Consider the following 17,882-nt stretch of genomic DNA (forward strand, 5'->3'; position numbering starts at 1 on the left):
CTTCTCTTAACTCATTCGCGCTCTCCCGAAGGATCCGTGAGCATGCTCGTCACCCTCATACGGCGTTACTCCAGACCGTACTTACCGTACATCCTGGCTGTCATCGCCTTCCAGCTGGCATCCACCATTGCGGCGCTCTACCTGCCCAGCCTCAACGCCCAGATCATTGACGAGGGCGTCTCCCGCGGCGACACCGATTTCATCTGGCGCACCGGGGCCGTCATGCTCCTCGTGGCCTTCCTCCAGGTGGGCACCGCCATCGCCGGCGTCTACTTCGGATCGAAGACTGCCATGGCGGTGGGCCGCGACCTCCGCCGCGGCGTTTTCCACAAGGTGACAAGCTTCTCGGCCAAGGACGTCAACGCGTTCGGTGCGCCCACCCTGATCACCCGCGGCACGAACGACGTCCAGCAGGTCCAGATGCTGGTGCTGATGGGCCTGAACTTCATGGTGTCCACGCCGATCATGTGCATCGGCGGCATCATCATGGCCCTGCGCGAGGACATCAACCTCTCGTGGCTGGTCTGGGTCTCGGTCCCCATCCTCATCGTGGTGGTCGGCTACATCGTGGTGCGCCTCATGCCGCTGTTCCGCTCCATGCAGAAGAAGATCGACCGCATCAACGAGGTCCTGCGCGAGCAGATCATCGGCATCCGCGTGGTCCGCGCCTTCGTGCGGGAACCGTACGAAACCGAGCGCTTCGGCCAGGCCAACAAGGAACTGACGGACGTGTCGCTGAAGATCGGCGCGCTGTTCGTCCTGATGTTCCCTGCGATCGGCATGATCCTGCACCTGTCCACCGCCGCCGTGCTCTGGTTCGGCGGCCAGCGGGTGGACTCCGGCGACATGCAGGTCGGCTCCCTGACAGCGTTCCTGCAGTACCTGCTGCAGATCCTCATCGCGGTGATGATGGGCACCTTCATGGCCATGATGATCCCGCGCGCGTCCGTCTGCGCGGACCGCATCGGCGAGGTGCTCGACGTTGAACCGACCATCCATGACCCCGAGCGGCCGGTCACCCCGGGACGGCTGGAGGGCGTGGTGGAGTACCGCAACGTCACGTTCGCCTACCCCGGAGCCGAGGCCCCGGTCTTGAGCAACATCAGCTTTACCGCCCGGCCCGGGGAGACCGTGGCCATCATCGGCTCCACCGGTGCCGGCAAAACCTCCCTGCTGTCGTTGCTGCCGCGGCTCTACGACGTGGCCGACGGCGAAGTGCTCCTCGACGGCGTCCCCGTCAGCCAGCTGGACCGGGCGGAAATCACCAGGCGCGTTGCCCTGGTTCCGCAGCGGCCCTACCTGTTCTCCGGAACCATTGAGCACAACCTCCGCTTTGGAAAGCCGGAGGCTACCGACGACGAACTCTGGGATGCGCTGCATGTGGCCCAGGGCGACGGTTTCGTGAAGGAAAAGAAAAACGGGCTCGCGTCCCGCATCGCCCAGGGCGGCACCAACGTCTCCGGCGGCCAGCGCCAGCGGCTCTGCATCGCCCGCGCCCTGGTCACCAGGCCCAAGGTCTACCTGTTCGACGACTCCTTCTCGGCGCTGGACGTCGCCACCGACGCCCGGCTGCGAGCGGCGCTAAGGCGCACCACCTCAGACGCCACCGTCATCATCGTTGCGCAGCGCATCTCCACCATCACGGAAGCGGACCAGATCCTGGTGCTGGACAACGGCAGGATCGTGGACCGCGGAACGCATGAGGAACTCCTCGAAACGTCGCCCACCTACCAGGAAATTGTTGAGTCCCAGCTGAGCGTGGAGGAAGTGGCATGAGCGCCGACAAGAAGGGCACCAGCCTGAACCCCGCTGAGAGCTCCACGGGTGCCCAGGCAGCAAACGAAGCCGCCGTTCTTGAGGACGACGACTTCGTCGAGGAGGAATACAAGCCGGGCGAAGCCGACGGTGGCATGTTCGGCGCAATGCCCGCCAAGAAGGCCCAGCAATTCTGGCCGTCCGCCAAGCGGCTCATGGGCCTGCTGAAACCGGAAGCCGCCGGCATCTACGTCGTCGTCGGCATGGTGATCGTTTCCGTGATCCTCAACGTCATTGCGCCCAAGGTGCTGGGCCAGGCCATGGACGTCATCTTCGGCGGTGTGGTGGGCAAACAGTTGCCCTCCGGTGTCAGCAAGGACCAGTTCGTCGAGGGGTTGCGGGCGCAGGGCCAGAACAACTTCGCGGACATGGTCTCCCGGATGGAGCTGGTGCCCGGAACCGGCATCGATTTCCAGAAGCTGACCGTCCTGATTTCGGCCGTGCTGCTGATGTACTTCGTGGCCAACATTTTCCTGTGGCTCCAAGGCTACGTCCTCAACAGGATCGTCATGAAGGTGATCCGGCAGCTCCGCGACGATACGGAAAAGAAGCTCAACCGGCTGCCGCTGAACTACTTCGACACCCGCCAGCGCGGTGACGTGCTCTCCCGGGTGACCAACGACGTCGACAACGTCCAGCAGGCACTGCAGCAGGCGTTCGCCCAGCTCATCAGCTCCCTGCTGACCGTGATCGGCATCGTCATCATGATGTTCATCGTCTCGTGGCAGCTGGCACTGATCGCCCTCATCGCCCTGCCGCTGTCCGGCGCCGCGGCCGGCATGATCGGCGCACGCAGCCAGAAGCTGTTCGCAGCGCAGTGGAAGAACACCGGTGAGCTGAACGGCCAGATCGAGGAGTCCTTCTCCGGGCATGACCTGGTGCGGGTCTTCGGCCGCGACGCCGACATGCTGGAGCGCTTCGAGGAGCGCAACGAGGCCCTGTACAAGGCCAGCTTCGGCGCGCAGTTCGTGTCCGGCATCATCTTCCCCGTGATGCAGTTCGTCTCCTACCTCAGCTACGTCGGCATCGCGGTCGTGGGCGGCCTGCGGGTCGCTTCGGGCAGCATGAGCCTGGGCGACGCCACCGCCTTCATCCAGTACTCGCGCGAGTTCACCCAGCCGCTGGGGCAGATGGCGGGCATGGCCAACATGCTGCAGTCCGGCGTGGCGTCCGCCGAGCGCGTGTTCGAGTTCCTGGACGCGGATGAGCAGGACGCCGAGACCGCCACGCAGCACCTGCCGGCCAAGACCGACGGCCATGTGGAGTTCCGGGACGCCACGTTCAGCTACACGCCGGACAAGCCGCTGATCGAAAACCTGTCCTTCACCGCGGAGCCGGGGCACACCGTGGCCATCGTCGGTCCCACCGGCGCTGGCAAGACCACCCTGGTGAACCTGGTCATGCGCTTCTACGAGCTCAACTCGGGTGCCATCACGCTCGACGGCGTGGACGTCACCCAGCTGAGCCGGGCCGAGCTGCGCTCCAAGGTGGGCATGGTGCTGCAGGACGCCTGGCTCTTCGGCGGCACCATCTACGACAACATCCGGTACGGCAAGCTGGACGCCACCGAGGACCAGGTCATGGCGGCGGCCAAGGCCACGTTCGTGGACCGCTTCGTCCGGGCGCTGCCCGACGGGTACGACACCGTCATCGACGAAGAAGGCAACAACGTCAGCGCCGGCGAAAAGCAGCTCATCACCATCGCCCGCGCCTTCGTGGCCAACCCGTCGCTGCTCATCCTGGACGAGGCCACCAGTTCGGTGGACACCCGCACCGAACTCCTGGTGCAGAAGGCCATGGCTGCGCTGCGCACGGACCGGACCAGCTTCGTCATCGCGCACCGCCTGTCGACGATCCGCGACGCCGACACCATCCTGGTCATGGAGAACGGCAAGATCGTGGAGCAGGGCAACCACCAGACCCTCCTTGCCGCCGAAGGCGCCTACTACCGGCTGTACATGTCGCAGTTCGCCGGCGCGGATGCGGAGGAAACGCCCGTGGACGATTCGACGGCGGTGCACAGCTGACCGGCGCGAACCCTGGAGGCCACCCAGAGCCCCGGCGCATAGAGGTACTCGTGCCCATGCGCTGGGGGGACATGGACGCCTACGGGCACATCAACAACGTGGAGATCGTCCGCATGCTGGAGGAGGCGCGCATCGCCGCCTTCGGCCCGCCCGCCGGTGCCGGGCTCCCCGGGATCGATCCACACGTGTCGCTGTTCAACGACGTTCCGCAAGGGACCATGGCACTGGTGGTGGACCACCGCATCCGGTACGTGAAGACCCTCGAATACCGCAACGTTCCGGCGGCGGTCCAGGTGTGGGTCGGCGCCGTCAAGGGTGCGAGCTTCGACATTCACTACCTTGTGCAGGACCCCGTAACTGGCGACGATTGTGTGAAGGCCTCAAGCCATTTGGCCTTCGTCGATGAAGCCACCGGAAGGGTACTTCGGCTGACTCCGAAGCAGAAGCAGCTGCTGGAGCCCTTCCAGGAGCGCAAGGAGCATTGACCGTGCGAACCAAGAACCGGAGAACGAAAAAAGCGGCCTGGAAGAAAAAGAAGTCCTGGAAGGAACTTCCGCCTGCTGCCCGCATCGGCATCATCGTGATCGGAGCCGCGCAGCTCGCTTTCCTCGCCGCGGCCCAGCGGGACCTTTCGCGCCGCCCCGCCGAGCAGATCCGCGGCTCGAAGATGTTCTGGCGGCTGGCCACCCTGGTCAACTTCATCGGCCCGGGTTGCTATTTCGCCTTCGGCCGGAAGCAGCTTCCGGCCGTTACCCAGAGGTAGCTTTGGCGCCGACCATGGTGCTGGCGTTCAGGTTAACCCTGTAAATTTGAACGCATGACCCCCGCCCCAAAGCCTGCCATGTCCCGCGCCCTCGGAATCTCCAAAGAGATCGAGGACGCGGCGTGGTTCGTGCTCGGCGCCGGGCTGCAGGGCAAGCCGTCGGCGCTGGACGGCCGCACGCAGACGTGGACGGCGGAGGCCGCGGCGGAACTGCTGGAACGGCTTGAGCGGGGAGTCGCGGACGCCAAGGCGCCCATGATGACCAACCTGCGGCACAACCTGGCGGACGCGTCCCCTTCAGCGAAGCAGCTGGCCGTGGAACTCCTCTTCCTGCAGTCCCTGCCGCTGGCGCACGAGGTGAAGTCGCTCAAGGTCAAGCGGGCCCGCGTCGCCGAGGCGGCGTCCTGGCTGGAGCCGCCGCTGGAGCTCCCGGAGGAGCTCTATAAGGGCATGACCGACCATGGCGTCATCCGGGACCGGACTGCCGAATTCAACTGGACCATTTGGGACCACCTGAAATGGCTTTGCCGGTTCGTCCAGCACGTCGACCGGCAGTCCACGGCCGAAATCGGCAAGGCACTGAAGGATCCGCTGGCTTTCCACCTGCTCGCGGCGGGAACCCCCGATGACCAGCCCGCCATCCGCCGCAGCATCGAATACCTCGCGTGGCCCAGCTACTTCGAGCCGGTGGTGGCGGACATCGAACGCCAGGAGATCCGGGACGCCTTCGCCTCCCTGGTAGGCGGGGCGAAGGGAGACAGCGAGGAGGAAATCACCGCTGATATCCGCCGCATCCGCCTGCACCTCGATGAGCAGGCCGGCCAGCGCATCGACTGGTATGCCCGGCAGCTGGTGAGCCAGTGGCGGAAGGTCGGGGACCCGGGCCGCCGCGCCTGGCTGCTGCGCACCCACCACGACAACGCCGAGCTCCTGGCTACCTGGCAGGCAGAGGAGAAGGTGACGCTCGACGTCGAACACCTCCGCCTGCTCGACGCCGGCGTTACCGCCGGGCTGGTCCAGCACGCCGTCGATGAGGACTACAAGCACCTCGGCTACGTGGAGCGGGAGGACACCAAGACCGCCGTCTTCGCCTTCCTGACCGTCATGAAGCCGGGGGACCTCGCGCTGTACCAGAACGCCGGAGCCGTTCGGATCGGCGTCGTGCTTGGGGAGCCCGACCACAACGGGGACAGCCGGCGGATGCGCCGCAAGGTGCGCTGGTTCGACGAAGCCCATGCCATGACTGACCTGCCGCGGCACATCCAGCGCCAGCTGGCCACCCCGGGCATCGTCGTCGACGTCACCCGGGTGGTGCAGGCGCTGCAAGCGCTGCTGCCCGCCGAGGCGGAGACCGAACCCGACGCCGACACGTCGCCGGCCACCGTCGCCCTCCCCGTGCTGGGCGGCTTCCGCCCGGTGACGCGGGAGTTCGCGGACTCCCTCCACATGGAGGTGGAGCCGCTGCAGGAGATCGCCGACCTGCTCGAGGAGAACCGGCAGCTGGTGCTGTACGGCCCGCCGGGAACCGGCAAGACCTACCTCGCCAAGCACCTCGCGGCTGAACTTGCGCAGGACAGCACCGACGAGCGGGTGAAGCTCGTCCAGTTCCACCCGTCCTATGCCTACGAGGACTTCTTCGAGGGGTACCGGCCGGACAAGACGGACGAGGGGCAGGTCTCCTTCAAGCTCGTGGCCGGCCCGCTGCGCCGGCTGGCGGAGGAGGCGGCGAAACCGGGCAACGAGTCCAAGCCGTACTTCCTGATCATCGACGAGATGAACCGCGCCAACCTCGCCAAGGTGTTCGGTGAGCTGTATTTCCTGCTGGAATACCGCGATGACCGGATCTACCTTCAGTACAGCCCCAACGAGCCGTTCACGCTCCCGGACAACCTGTACATCATCGGCACCATGAACACCGCGGACCGCTCCATCGCTATGATGGACGCCGCCATCCGCCGCCGTTTCGCGTTCATCGAGCTGCACCCCCAGACCGAGCCGGTGAAGGGGTCGCTGCTGAGGTTCCTGGAGGCGCGGCAGCTGGACACCACGCCCGCGTTGCTGCTGGATGCGCTCAACCAGGCCATCGACGAGTGGGACCGCGACCTCATGATCGGGCCGTCCTACTTCATGAAGAAGGCCGCGCAGACCCCCGCCGGCCTGCGCCGGATCTGGAAGTACGAGCTCATGCCGCTCCTGGAAGAGCACTACCACGGGCAGCTGAACCGGGCCCAGCTGGAAGAGCGCTTCGGGTTGGACCAGCTGCTGGGACGCCTTGCGGCTCGCTAGCCCCGCGGGCTCCGGTGTGACCGCCGGTTTCGCGACGGCGGCCGGTTCCGCTGCCGGCGCCGCGCGCCGCCCGGCGGGCTCCACACCGGCACGGCGGCACATCGTTCTGGACGAGCTCTCCGGCGGCACCGTGGAGAAGCTCGACCCGGACAGCGCCGCGTTCCTCAACTCCAGCGGCCTGGCCAAGGCGACGCCCATGGGCATGGGACTGTTCCGGATCGAACCCGTCGGCATGGTGGGGTCGGTGCGCACTCCGCTGGTGCAGCTGGACGTGCGGCCCAAGGACCGGCTCGGGCTGAGCCGGCTGCTTTTCCTGCTGAGCTACGCCGGGGATCAGGGCTTCCGCGACGATACCGTTGCGGCCGACGAAGATGCCGAGCTGTGGAGCGCCCTGGCGGCGTCACTGGTGCAGCTCGCCGAACGGGCACTGCAGCGCGGCGTCCTGCAGGGCTACGTCACTGTCGATGATTCGCTCCGGACGGTCAAGGGCCGCATCCGCATTTCGGACCAGATATCGCGCCGGCCCGGGATGCTCGTGCCCCTGGAGGTGTCCTACGACGAGTTCACCGAGGACATCCCGGAAAACCAGATCCTGCGTACCGCGCTGGACCGCATGTCCCGCGTCCCGGGAGTGCGCCCCGATGTGCTGAGCCGCCTGCGGCAGCTGAAGGGAAAGCTCGACGGCGTCACCCTCCTCCACGCCGGCGCTCCGCTTCCGCCGTGGCAGGCCAGCCGGATGAACCTCCGCTATCACGGTGCATTGAGGCTCTCCGAGGTGGTCCTGCGCAATGCGTCCGCCGAGGCGGGGGAGGGCAAGCAGCAGACGGCGTCGTTCGTCGTCGATATGGGCAAGGTCTTCGAGGACTTCGTCGGCGCGGCACTGCGCCGGGCCATGGCGGCCTTCCCCGGCGAGATGAGGCTGCAGTACAACGCGATGCTGAACGAGGCAGTCCGGGATTCGGACCGGCTGACTGTCCGCCCGGATGCCGTGCACCTGCTGGGCGGCCGGCCGGTGGTGGTGTACGACGCGCAGTACCGGGCCGGTACCGACCAGGGCGCCTCGCTTTCGGCAGACCACTTCCAGATGCTGGCCTACTGCACGGCTTTGCGCGTGCCCACGGCCTGGCTGGTCTACGCCGGGGCGGGGGAGGTGAAGCTGAGGCGGATCCTCAACACCGATATCGACATCGTGGAATTCCCCGTGGATCTTTCCCGTCCGCCGTCGGAGATCCTGGCTGCCGTGGCCGACCTTGCGAAGCAGTCCTGGGGAGAAGTGGTGCGCCAGGCGAGCCTCGGGCGCTAGTCCTGCGGCTCCTCCGGCTCCCCATACAGCTCGGCATGTAGTCCGTCATGGCGACCGCTCGATACATCGACTTCCGCTATATCAGGCCCCTGGATGGGCCAAGGTTTCGGCCAGCAGAAAATGCACTGACCTGTGAGAACGATCTCCCAAGACAGACAGGTCTGTCTTGCAGTTTGGGTTAGACTGTTTGTAATGGCAGAGGTACCCAGCTCCAAGCCGTGGAGCGCCGGGAGAGTGCCTTCCGGAGGGCTTCAGACTGGACCGCAGCCGGCCGCCACGCCGGGTGACCCCATTAGGTCGGGAAACCCGTTGCGCGGCGAGGAAATTGCGGTATCCGGTGCTGCTGGAATGCGCGAACGGATCGTTGACGCCTCCTATGACCTTTTCGCCAGCCGCGGTGTCCGGGACGTCGGCATCAACGAACTCATCAGCTGTTCCGGGGTCGCAAAGGCCACGTTCTACCGCCATTTCGCTTCCAAGGACGAGCTCGTGCTCGCGTTCCTGGAGAAGCGCGACCAGGTATGGACGGTCAACGCCATCATGGGGGAGGCGCGGCGCCGGGCGGACACTCCCGAGCAGCAGCTACTGGCCATCTTCGATGTCTTCTCCGACTGGTTCCACCGCACCGACTTTGAGGCCTGTTCCTTCATCAACGTGCTGCTGGAGATGGGCGCCTCGCATCCGCTGGGACGGGCCAGCATTGATTACCTCGCCAGGATCCGTGGTCACGTAAAGCAGCTCGCGGACGAGGCAGGGCTGCAGCGGACCGACGATTTCTCCCGCTCCTGGCACATCCTGATGAAGGGCTCGATCATCTCTGCCGCGGAGGGGGACCTTGAGGCAGCCCATCGGGCCCGCAGGCTGGCCGGCTGGCTGATTGAGGACCACCGGACGTAAGCCGACAACTCAGTTCTGCACCGGCACGGCGAACGTGAACGTGGTGCCTTTCCCCACTTCGCTGCGGAGTGAGACGCGGCCCCCGTGGGCTTCCACAATGGCCTTGCTGATGGAGAGCCCCAGCCCGACGCCGGGAATCGCTGAATTGCGGACGGCTGCGGACCGGAAGAACTTGGCAAAGACTTCCTCCTGGTCCTGCTGGCTCATTCCCATACCTGTATCGCTCACGCTGCACACCATGCGGCCATCCTCGGACCGCAGCGATACCACCACGTCGCCGCCGTCGGGCGAGTACTTGATGGCATTGGAGACGAGGTTGTCCAGCACCTGGGAGATGCGCGCGGCGTCGATGTGGGCCTCCAGCCTGTCCGGGGCATCGGCGCGCAGGTGGATGCCGGATTCCGCGGCCCGCGGCAGGGCGGCGGTGACGCTGGTGCGCACGAGCTCTGCCACGTTCACGGCCTCTGGCGTGACGAGCAGCTGGCCGTTGCGGCTGGACAGCAGGTCCGAGACCAGCGTGAGCAGCCGCTCCGAATTCCGCCGGATGATTTCCAGGGGGCCACGCTGGGAGTCCGTGAGATCGTCGTCGTCGTCCAACAGAAGCTCGACGTAACCAAGAATCGAAGTGAGTGGAGTCCGGAATTCGTGGGAGACGTTGGAGACGAAATCGTCCTTGGCGGCCAGGGCGTTCACCAGCTCGGTGACGTCGCTGAACACGATGACGGAGCCGGCGAAATTCCCGTCCTGGTCCTTCATGGGCCTCGCGCTGGTGGAGATCGCGCGCTGTTCGGCGCCCGCTCCGAGCCACACCAGGTAATCGGTGAATTCCTCGCCGAGGACCGCGCGCCGGACCGGCCGCTGGTCGGTGGGGACCAGCGTAGTCCGGTCGGCGGAAAACACCAGCAGCTGGGACTCGTTGGGGTCGTCGATGGTTGGCGGCGAAGCCAGCTGGTGGTGCTTGCGCTGCTTGCGGTTCATCAGGATGTCATGGCCCTCCGCATCCACGGCGAGGACGCCCAAATGAACCGTGTCTAGGACCGTGTTCAGGAGCCGTTCCTGGCGCTTGCTTCCGGTCAGCACGCCGCGGAGCTGGGAGTCCTTTTCTTCCAGGTCCCGCTGCTGCTCCTCGAGGTCCCGCTGTTGCCGGACCATGCTGAGCGTCATGACGGACACGGTGACGCCGATGCCCAGCATCATCACCGGCAGCAGGAAGGAGCGCGCCAGGTCCTGGCCGGAGACAGCGCCGCGGAGAAACAGCGGCACCCAGATGATCCCCAAGGGAGCGAAGAAGGACAGTGCCACCGCCGTTTTAGGGAACAGCCCGGAGGCGCAGAGCCAGATGACCGGAAAAAACGGCCATGACGCTTAGCCCTGTCAGGCTGTCCTGGCCGCCTTCCCTGCCCAGGCAGATCGACACCAGGTCCAGGAGGGGTATTACCAGGAAAGAGGGATAGGGCAACCGGTGCCACGGCACGGCAAAGCAAAGGATCAGTATTACTGCCTGTGACAGCAGAAAACTGATGAAAAGGGGATTGAGCAGCGTTTCGGGGAAGAACGCCAGAATAAGAAAAGCTGTGATTCCTGCCGTCACAGAAAGCGGCATTTGGCTCAGCATTACCCTGCCCCGCAGGGAGTACTCGTGGAAGGGCCGCCGGAAGAGCAGGATCCGGCCGGAGGAATCTTTCCAGGCGATACTGCTCATGGGCGATGGTCCATCCGGACGGGGCGTGAGAAACGCATAGGAGCAGGATATCCGCCGGGAGCTATACTGCAGACGGGGATGTAGCGGGCTGAGGGGGCTGCGATGGGTGATACACGCGTGGGACTGGTCATCGAGGATGATCACGATATTCGCGAATTGGTTCGTGTTGTTCTGACGCAGGCCGGTTTTGAGGTGCGTGCCGCAAGCAGCGGAGCCGAGGGCGTCCTGGCCGCCAGGGAACTGGACCCGGCGGTCATCACGCTCGACCTCGGACTGCCGGATATCGACGGCTTCGAGGTGGCCCGGCAGATCCGCCAGTTCTCCGATGCCTACATCGTCATGCTCACTGCCCGTGCGGAAGAGCTGGATACCCTGATCGGCCTTGAGTCGGGCGCGGACGATTACCTCACCAAGCCGTTCCGTCCGCGTGAGCTGCGTGCCCGCGTTGCGGCCATGATGCGGCGTCCGCGTTCGACGCCGGATCTCGCCGAGGAGGGCGGCTCACCTGCCGCCGCCGCGGACGAGGGGCGTAAGTACACCCACAACGGCCTCGACCTAAGCTACGACTCCCGGACCGTGGCAGTTGATGGCCAGGAGTTGAGCCTGACCCGCACCGAGTTCGACCTGCTGCATGCCCTGCTGGAGGCGGGCCGCATGGTCCGTACCAAAGCGGACCTGGTGCGCCGGTTGCGGGACGAACCGTACGACGTCGGAAGCTACATCAGCGAGGCGGACGAGCGGTCCGTTGAGGTGCACATGGGCAACCTGCGCAAGAAACTCGGCGATTCGGCACAGAACCCGCGCTGGCTGCAGACTGTCCGTGGCGTGGGATACCGGCTGGCTCCGGCTGAGAACTGAGCACTCCTAGTTTGGGTCAGCCCGCCGTGAGGAACAGCTCCAGCTGTTTCTCGACGGCGGACAGGTCCCTGAGTTCGCACTCCCAGACGGTGAGTACCTCCCAGCCGTCGTTTTCCAGTTGCCTGCGCTGGCTGGCATCGCGGTCCCGGGTGCGGGCGCGTTTCGTTTCCCAAAATTGGGCATTGGCCTTGGGCGCGTGCTGGCCCACCTTGCAGTCATGGAAATGCCAGAAGCAGCCATTGACGAAGATGACCTTGCGCCGTCCGGCGAAGACGAGATCCGGGTTGCCGGGCAGCTTGATGCCGCGCGAGGCGCCGTGCAGGCGGTACCGGTAGCCCTTGGCGTGCAGGAGGCTACGCACGAGCAGTTCGGGCTTGGTGTTCTTGCCCCGGATCCGGGACATGTTCCAGCTGCGCTGCTCAGGTGTCAGCCGGTCCGCCATATTTCCAGTCTAGGCCGGCAACCCTGCTAGAAATCGCGCTCCGGCTGTTCGCCAAACTGGAAGTGCCGGCCGCTCACGGATCCGGGATCGATCTCCACATAGAAGTCCTTCAGCGTGGGCACCCAGGACGAGAGCCCCAGCTCTTCGGCCTCGGCAATCTCCGCCGACTTGCTCAGGACGCGGGCCGTGCCGCGGAGCACCACCGACCACGCCTGGTCCGACATGATTCCGTCCGTCTCGAACAGGACCCTGTCGTTGATGGTCACCTGGGCGAGCTTGTTGCCGGGCGCTGTGCGGAAGTACAGCTTCCTCCGGCTCGTCACGTAGTTGACGGGGAAGATATCCGGCTCGCCCGCCACGGTGACCACCAAGCGGCCGTGCGTGGTGCCCTCCAGAAGCTGCCAGCACTGCCCTTCGTCGAGGACCAGGATGGGATCGCCGTCGGCGTGGTTGAACATCATGTGCTCCATTCTTCTACAGCTTGTAGAAAAACGACAGGGGTATGGACAGATTTTCCCAGCAAGCGCGGAGCTGCGACACGGGGCAAGGGAGCGTTTGACGGGCGCGTAAGACACTTTACACCGCTGTAATCCCGCCGGAATCGTGCTGTCGCACGGTGTGACTAGCGTCGGCAAGGACAAACCGGTGACGAAAGCGGATGCCTAATGACTAATGACCTGAAGGACAGCGAACTGTTGGATAGCCCGGGCGGCGGTGCCGCCGTCGGAGGTTCCGGCGTCGGACTGGATACCAAGCGGCCACGGGCGGCCGGTAACCCGGCGGCCGGTAACGCAGACGCCTTGAGCGCCACGAAGGAAAGCCTGGAGGATTACACGCTCAGGTTCGCGCCGCGTTCCTACCGCAAGTGGAGCGCCGGCGTGGTGGCGACGAGTGCGCTGGGAGGCATTGCCTACCTGGCTGATTTCTCGATCGGGGCGAATATCGGGATTGCCTACGGCACGGTGAATGCGATCCTCGGAATTGTGGTGGCCGCCGTAATTATCTTCGCGACGGGTTTTCCCCTCGCCTATTACGCAGCCCGGTACAACATCGACTTGGACCTGATTACCCGCGGCTCCGGATTCGGCTATTACGGCTCCGTGGTGACAAACGTGATCTTTGCAACCTTCACGTTCATCTTTTTTGCGCTTGAGGGGTCGATCATGGCGCAGGGCCTCGAGCTGGGGCTGGGAATTCCGCAATGGCTGGGTTACGCCGCGTCCACGATCATCATCATTCCGCTGGTCATTTACGGGATGAACACGCTCGCTAAACTCCAGGTCTGGACTACGCCGCTGTGGCTGCTCCTCATGGTGGTTCCGGTCGGCTACCTGCTGGTGACCCACCCCGGCAGCATCGATGACTTCTTCGCCTACACCGGGAATTCCGGTGCGGCGGGCACCAATCTGGCCTCGGTCATGCTTGCCGCAGGCGTCTGCCTGTCGCTGATGGCACAGATTGCGGAGCAGATCGACTACCTGCGATTCATGCCGCCCAAGACCGCCGACAACAAGGGTGCATGGTGGCGCGCCGTGATTCTCGCCGGACCGGGCTGGGTTCTGTTCGGTGCCATCAAGCAGATCGTGGGAATGTTCATCGCCGTCTACCTGATCGCCAAGCTGGATCCGGCGGCCTCGGCCACTGCGAATGAGCCGGTGCACCAGTTCCTCGGCGTCTACGAGGAGATGATGCCGGCGTGGCTCGCGATGAGCCTGGCCGTGGTGCTGGTGGTCATTTCCCAGATCAAGATCAACGTCACCAACGCCTACTCCGGCTCGCTGGCGTGGACCAACAGCTTCACCCGCGTGACCAAGACCTACCCGGGGCGCATGGTGTTCGTGGCGGTGAACCTGCTGATTGCTTTGATCCTAATGGAAGCCAACATGTTCGACTTCCTCAACACGATTCTGGGCTTCTATGCCAACTGCGCCATGGCCTGGGTGGTCACGGTGGCCTCGGACATCGCCATCAACAAATACCTGCTGAAGATCTCACCCAAGACCCCCGAATTCCGGCGCGGCATGCTGCACGCCGTGAACCCGGTTGGGTTTGTGTCCATGCTGGTTTCCGCCGGGGTGTCAATCGCGGTGTTCTTTGGTGCCTTTGGTTCCGGAATCCAGCCGTACTCGCCGATTTTCGCAGTGGGCCTGGCGCTCGTCCTGCCGCCGGTTCTGGCGGTCCTGACCAAGGGCAGGTACTACCTGCGCCGCACGGATGACGGCATCGAGCTGCCGATGTTCGACGCCGACGGGAACCCCAGCGACGCAAAATTGCTCTGCCACGTGACCGGGATTGAGTTCGAACGCCCGGACATGGTGCGCTCTGCCCAGGACGGGCCCGACGGCGAACCCCAGTATGTCTCGTCGCTCGCGTTGTCGACGGATAAGACGGGGGAGCTGGTACTGCCGGCGCAGCTGGTCCTTCCGGCTCAGCCCCTCCGTCCGGGGCAGCCCAGGGGGTAGTGCCGTGTAGGGCGTGAGCGACGCCACGATGACGGCGTCGTGATGGGGGACTGAAGAGGGCCCGGTGAGATTCTCACCGGGCCCGCTTTGTGTGGTCCTGTTGCCCTGTGCTTTCGGGAACTTGGGCTGTGGATAACTTTGAACCGAAAAGTGTGACCTCGGTTACCCTTTAACCATTGTTTGGACACAGATGTCTTGAAACCTATCCGGGGGGATTAGCGCATGACTTCTCGTACCTGCATTTCTGAACGCCTCCGTCTGCCTGTGATTTCCGCTGTCGCTGTGTCCGTCCTTGCGCTCGCCGGCTGCAGCGGTGGCGGAGATCCCCAGGCCGGTCCAACTGCCACTGCCGTCGCCTCGCCAGCTGCGTCTGGTTCCGGGGCGGCAGCCGCCACGCCTAGTGCAACCGCTACGCCCAAACCCGTCTACAAGCCGGCCGACGCGAAGGGGAGGGCGCAGAACGTGCCGGTGCCGGTCAAGCCAGCCCTAGCGGATAGGAACACGAAGGAGGGGCTGGAGGCGTTTGCCAAGTATTGGTACGCCTTGCTGAATTACGGCTTCGAGACGGGTGACTTGTCATCCTGGGCAAAGCTAACTTCGACTTCCTGTGAGTTTTGCAACCTGCTCCAAAACAGTGTCGCAGTCGGCTACAAGGAGGGACGTTGGCAGGCTGGCGGCCGCCTTTCCGCTCGGTCTGCCGAGGCGAGGTTCAAGCCGGGGGCGGCAAGTCAGCAGGTTGTAGTGCAGGTGATTCAGGAGAAAACGCACTACTACAAAGCAGATAAAAGCGTCGGAAGAAGTCCTGCTCCTGGCTCGAATACTGCTTCTGTGGTTGTAGCGAAATATGCCGATGGCCATTGGGCTGTTTCCGACCTCCACCTTATTCAGTAGCCGGTGACGAAATGAGCCTTAGGGCGACTATTTCCGTGACTCTTGCCGCCGCTCTAGCGTTTAGCCTGCAGCAGCAAGCTCATGCATTTGACGACGATTACGGCGGTTCCGTCGACTATGGTGAAGCAGGCATCATTGTAGGTGGTTGGGTACGCGACGAGGCGACAGATGAATTCCTTCCTGCCCCGCCTGGCTATGTCAGTAGCGACCCCAACCAATACAACGCTTTTCCACAATGCCAGGTGGACGATGGCAACTTGGCTATTGATTGCTTGGCAAAGCAGCGCGTGTGTCCAGCGAGAGCCGATGGGAAGCCCGGCGTGCCCGTGATCTGGAAGGTCGCCCCTCGGGAAATAGAGAATCCGACCTGGACCGACTGGCAAGGCAACGGTGGCGGACCGACGTGTCTCTACGACAGGAATCCCGAGGATCTTCTTCCCCGAATCGCCGCTCTCATCCAGAGGGCATTCGATAGGCTCCCCGTCACTCCGGGAACCTTAACCGCACAGCCCAGCCCGCATACTCTCCGTGGCGCGGAGACCAACTTCTACGCCAAGGCTACAGAGCAGGCATTCGACATCACCATCCTGGCCCAGAAGGTTCACATCATCGCCAAGCCCGTGCAATACCGCTGGGACTACGGCGACGGCAGGGCGCTCGGCCCCACGACCACCATGGGCGGCCCGCTCCCGCAGGACCGCTGGGGTGAGAAGACTCGGACCAGCCACGCCTACGCCGCGACCGGCGACTTCAACGTCGTCCTCACCACGTACTTCCAGGGAACCTACTCCGTGAACGGCGGGCCGGACCTGCCAATTCCCAACCAGGGTCAGTTCAGTTCTGCGCCTCAGACCGTTAGCGTGTGGCGCTCAGTCACTCGCAATTATGCCGACGACTGCAACACCAACCCGCAAGGTGAAGGCTGCCCTCGCGCTGCTCCGGGGAACCGCTAGAACTGCGCCGACCCCTACGCCCGCAGTTCCCGGTCCAACCGTGCCATTTTGGCCCGCAGCAATTGAAAGCGCGGATCAGCCGCCCCGACCACTTGCTCAACCACCGCAACAGCGGCGGAGTCGGCGGCGCCCATGTCCGTGGAGCACCATCGCAGGACCAGATCGGCTTCACCGCTGGCGCGCACCGAGGCGCCCACGGCCTCGTTGAGTTCATCGCGCATGAGTTCAATGGCGAAGTTGGCTGAACGGGTGAGCAGCTTCGCGGGATACAACGCCAGTGCGTCGGCCACGCGCCCCGCACGCAGGTGGGCGGCCACCATCGACGCGTCGGTCTCAACCTGCACCTCCGCGGTGAACCGGTACGGATTGGGTTCCACAACGTTCCCAAGTAACCGGCGGATCCGGTGCATCTCAGTCCGCACCGATGCGGCGGCACCGTCCTCGCCATACAGCTCGTACGCCAGTTCCTCAGCGCTCCAGCCATCGGACCGGGAGGCGAGCAACGCCAGGATTTCCGCACGGCGCAGGGTCAGCGTACGCGGCGCACCGCCGTCGACCTCTGCAGTGGGCCTGTCACCCAGTATCCGCAGGGTCAACGTATGGGGCGTGCGGCTGGTTTGTGCTGCCGGAACCAGGCCTCTCCGCTCCGGCACTGCACCGATCGTTGGCGCGCCCGTAGACTTCAGCAGTTCCTCGGCCAGCCGGACTCCGCACCGCACCATCCGCAGGCTGTCTGGCGTCACGGATTCGATCGGGCCGGAGACATCCAGGACGCCCAGGACGTCGTCCGTGAACGGATCCCGGATCGGTGCCGCGGTGCAGGCCCAGTCATGGTGCGTGCGAACGAGGTGCTCCGCGGAGAACAGCTGAGCCGGGGTGCCGGTGACCAGGGCCTCGCTGATCGCGTTGGTTCCCACTCCGGACTCGGACCAGTCGGCGCCTTCCACGAACTCCAGGGCATCCGCCTGCCTAAGAGCGTGACGGCTGCCGATCCGCCAAAGAACCTCGCCGAGGTGGTCCGTGACAATGAGGAGGTGCCGCCCATCCGTCGTCTCGTCGGCAATCAACTGGGACAGTGCTGGCATCACAGCTGCCAGGCGGTGGTCGGCACCCAGCCGACGGGCTTCGCTGACGTCGTGGCGGTGGACGGGCCGGTGCCGGTCGGGATCAATGCCAAGCGCCAGGGACCGCTGCCAAGAGCTCACGAGTGACGGGGCGATGTACGGATCTGGGTGTCCGGAAATGGTGGCTTCATGGGCCTGTCGGAGCGCCCGGGCGTACTCGAGGGGCGAAGTAAAGCGGAGGTCGCGTGCCTGGGCGGCAGCATCAGACTTCGGCATACGCGTCCTCTCAACTCGCCATTGAATCGTGCCCCGACCGCCCATCACAGGACGAAAAACGTGCAACCCGATTGTAACCCTCCACGGCTTTTACTTGTGATGCGGGTCACGGAGGCGGCGGGGTGGCTGCCCCCGCATCAGCA

14 protein-coding genes and 1 pseudogene are annotated in these 17,882 nt (G+C 64.6%); 11 read left to right on the plus strand and 4 right to left on the minus strand.

The annotated features are described in order from the left end of the window. The first annotated feature begins 42 nt into the window (after positions 1-42). From QF036_RS05940 to QF036_RS05970, 7 genes are all read left to right on the plus strand, one after another. Positions 43-1,776, plus strand: coding sequence for an ABC transporter ATP-binding protein (locus QF036_RS05940; protein WP_307105796.1), 1,734 nt, complete (start codon positions 43-45; stop codon positions 1,774-1,776). Beyond that, positions 1,773-3,842, plus strand: a complete 2,070-nt coding sequence (locus QF036_RS05945) for an ABC transporter ATP-binding protein (RefSeq protein ID WP_307100066.1) — start codon at positions 1,773-1,775, stop codon at positions 3,840-3,842. The genes QF036_RS05940 and QF036_RS05945 overlap by 4 nt, the downstream gene beginning before the upstream one ends. A 56-nt stretch (positions 3,843-3,898) precedes the next feature. Further along, positions 3,899-4,327, plus strand: a complete 429-nt coding sequence (locus QF036_RS05950; RefSeq protein WP_307100068.1) for an acyl-CoA thioesterase — start codon at positions 3,899-3,901, stop codon at positions 4,325-4,327. A gap of 2 nt (positions 4,328-4,329) precedes the next feature. After that, on the plus strand, positions 4,330-4,605 hold the full coding sequence (locus tag QF036_RS05955) for a hypothetical protein (RefSeq protein WP_307100071.1): 276 nt from the start codon (positions 4,330-4,332) through the stop codon (positions 4,603-4,605). Between the two features lie 54 nt (positions 4,606-4,659). Then, positions 4,660-6,891 (plus strand): McrB family protein, encoded by a 2,232-nt coding sequence (locus tag QF036_RS05960; RefSeq protein WP_307100073.1) that lies wholly within the window; start codon positions 4,660-4,662, stop codon positions 6,889-6,891. Between the two features lie 106 nt (positions 6,892-6,997). Further along, a complete protein-coding gene (locus tag QF036_RS05965; RefSeq protein ID WP_373460267.1) occupies positions 6,998-8,194 on the plus strand; it encodes a 5-methylcytosine restriction system specificity protein McrC in 1,197 nt (398 codons plus the stop codon). A gap of 348 nt (positions 8,195-8,542) precedes the next feature. Then, a complete protein-coding gene (locus QF036_RS05970; RefSeq protein ID WP_307105799.1) occupies positions 8,543-9,091 on the plus strand; it encodes a TetR/AcrR family transcriptional regulator in 549 nt (182 codons plus the stop codon). Between the two features lie 9 nt (positions 9,092-9,100). Here the strand turns inward: QF036_RS05970 and QF036_RS05975 are convergent. After that, positions 9,101-10,793, minus strand: a pseudogene (locus tag QF036_RS05975) (sensor histidine kinase). Positions 10,794-10,895: 102 nt separating this feature from the next. Between QF036_RS05975 and QF036_RS05980 the strand changes: the two are divergent. Then, positions 10,896-11,651, plus strand: a complete 756-nt coding sequence (locus QF036_RS05980) for a response regulator transcription factor (protein ID WP_307100075.1) — start codon at positions 10,896-10,898, stop codon at positions 11,649-11,651. Positions 11,652-11,667: 16 nt separating this feature from the next. Here the strand turns inward: QF036_RS05980 and QF036_RS05985 are convergent, their stop codons facing one another. Further along, a complete protein-coding gene (locus tag QF036_RS05985; RefSeq protein ID WP_307100077.1) occupies positions 11,668-12,093 on the minus strand; it encodes a very short patch repair endonuclease in 426 nt (141 codons plus the stop codon). Between the two features lie 26 nt (positions 12,094-12,119). Continuing rightward, positions 12,120-12,554 (minus strand): pyridoxamine 5'-phosphate oxidase family protein, encoded by a 435-nt coding sequence (locus tag QF036_RS05990; protein ID WP_307100079.1) that lies wholly within the window; start codon positions 12,552-12,554, stop codon positions 12,120-12,122. A gap of 204 nt (positions 12,555-12,758) precedes the next feature. Between QF036_RS05990 and QF036_RS05995 the strand changes: the two genes are divergently transcribed. The 3 genes from QF036_RS05995 (at position 12,759) to QF036_RS06005 (ending at position 16,399) form a co-directional block, all read left to right on the plus strand. Further along, positions 12,759-14,555: a purine-cytosine permease family protein gene (locus QF036_RS05995; protein WP_307100082.1), complete on the plus strand. Its 1,797-nt coding sequence runs from the start codon at positions 12,759-12,761 to the stop codon at positions 14,553-14,555. 222 nt (positions 14,556-14,777) lie between these two features. Next, positions 14,778-15,446 (plus strand): DUF6318 family protein, encoded by a 669-nt coding sequence (locus tag QF036_RS06000; RefSeq protein WP_307100084.1) that lies wholly within the window; start codon positions 14,778-14,780, stop codon positions 15,444-15,446. 35 nt (positions 15,447-15,481) lie between these two features. Beyond that, entirely contained in the window at positions 15,482-16,399 is a 918-nt protein-coding gene (locus QF036_RS06005) for a hypothetical protein (protein ID WP_307100086.1), read from the plus strand. Between the two features lie 14 nt (positions 16,400-16,413). Here QF036_RS06005 and QF036_RS06010 read toward each other — a convergent pair whose 3' ends face one another. After that, positions 16,414-17,739 carry a GAF domain-containing protein gene (locus QF036_RS06010; RefSeq protein WP_307100088.1) on the minus strand — a complete coding sequence of 442 codons (1,326 nt, stop codon included), beginning with the start codon at positions 17,737-17,739 and terminating at the stop codon, positions 16,414-16,416. Positions 17,740-17,882 lie beyond the last annotated feature (143 nt).

Source organism: Arthrobacter globiformis (genome assembly GCF_030817195.1).
Classification (GTDB): Bacteria; Actinomycetota; Actinomycetes; order Actinomycetales; family Micrococcaceae; genus Arthrobacter; species Arthrobacter globiformis_D.

What these genes read in the sequence shown, in the direction of transcription:
- QF036_RS06000 (WP_307100084.1), top strand. Translation starts at nt 14,778, where the DNA reads ATGACTTCTCGTACCTGCATTTCTGAACGCCTCCGTCTGCCTGTGATT.
- QF036_RS05960 (WP_307100073.1), top strand. Translation starts at nt 4,660, where the DNA reads ATGACCCCCGCCCCAAAGCCTGCCATGTCCCGCGCCCTCGGAATCTCC.
- QF036_RS05985 (WP_307100077.1), bottom strand. Translation starts at nt 12,093, where the DNA reads ATGGCGGACCGGCTGACACCTGAGCAGCGCAGCTGGAACATGTCCCGG.
- QF036_RS05995 (WP_307100082.1), top strand. Translation starts at nt 12,759, where the DNA reads ATGACTAATGACCTGAAGGACAGCGAACTGTTGGATAGCCCGGGCGGC.
- QF036_RS06010 (WP_307100088.1), bottom strand. Translation starts at nt 17,739, where the DNA reads ATGCCGAAGTCTGATGCTGCCGCCCAGGCACGCGACCTCCGCTTTACT.
- QF036_RS05950 (WP_307100068.1), top strand. Translation starts at nt 3,899, where the DNA reads ATGCGCTGGGGGGACATGGACGCCTACGGGCACATCAACAACGTGGAG.
- QF036_RS05990 (WP_307100079.1), bottom strand. Translation starts at nt 12,554, where the DNA reads ATGATGTTCAACCACGCCGACGGCGATCCCATCCTGGTCCTCGACGAA.
- QF036_RS05970 (WP_307105799.1), top strand. Translation starts at nt 8,543, where the DNA reads ATGCGCGAACGGATCGTTGACGCCTCCTATGACCTTTTCGCCAGCCGC.
- QF036_RS05980 (WP_307100075.1), top strand. Translation starts at nt 10,896, where the DNA reads ATGGGTGATACACGCGTGGGACTGGTCATCGAGGATGATCACGATATT.
- QF036_RS05945 (WP_307100066.1), top strand. Translation starts at nt 1,773, where the DNA reads ATGAGCGCCGACAAGAAGGGCACCAGCCTGAACCCCGCTGAGAGCTCC.
- QF036_RS05940 (WP_307105796.1), top strand. Translation starts at nt 43, where the DNA reads ATGCTCGTCACCCTCATACGGCGTTACTCCAGACCGTACTTACCGTAC.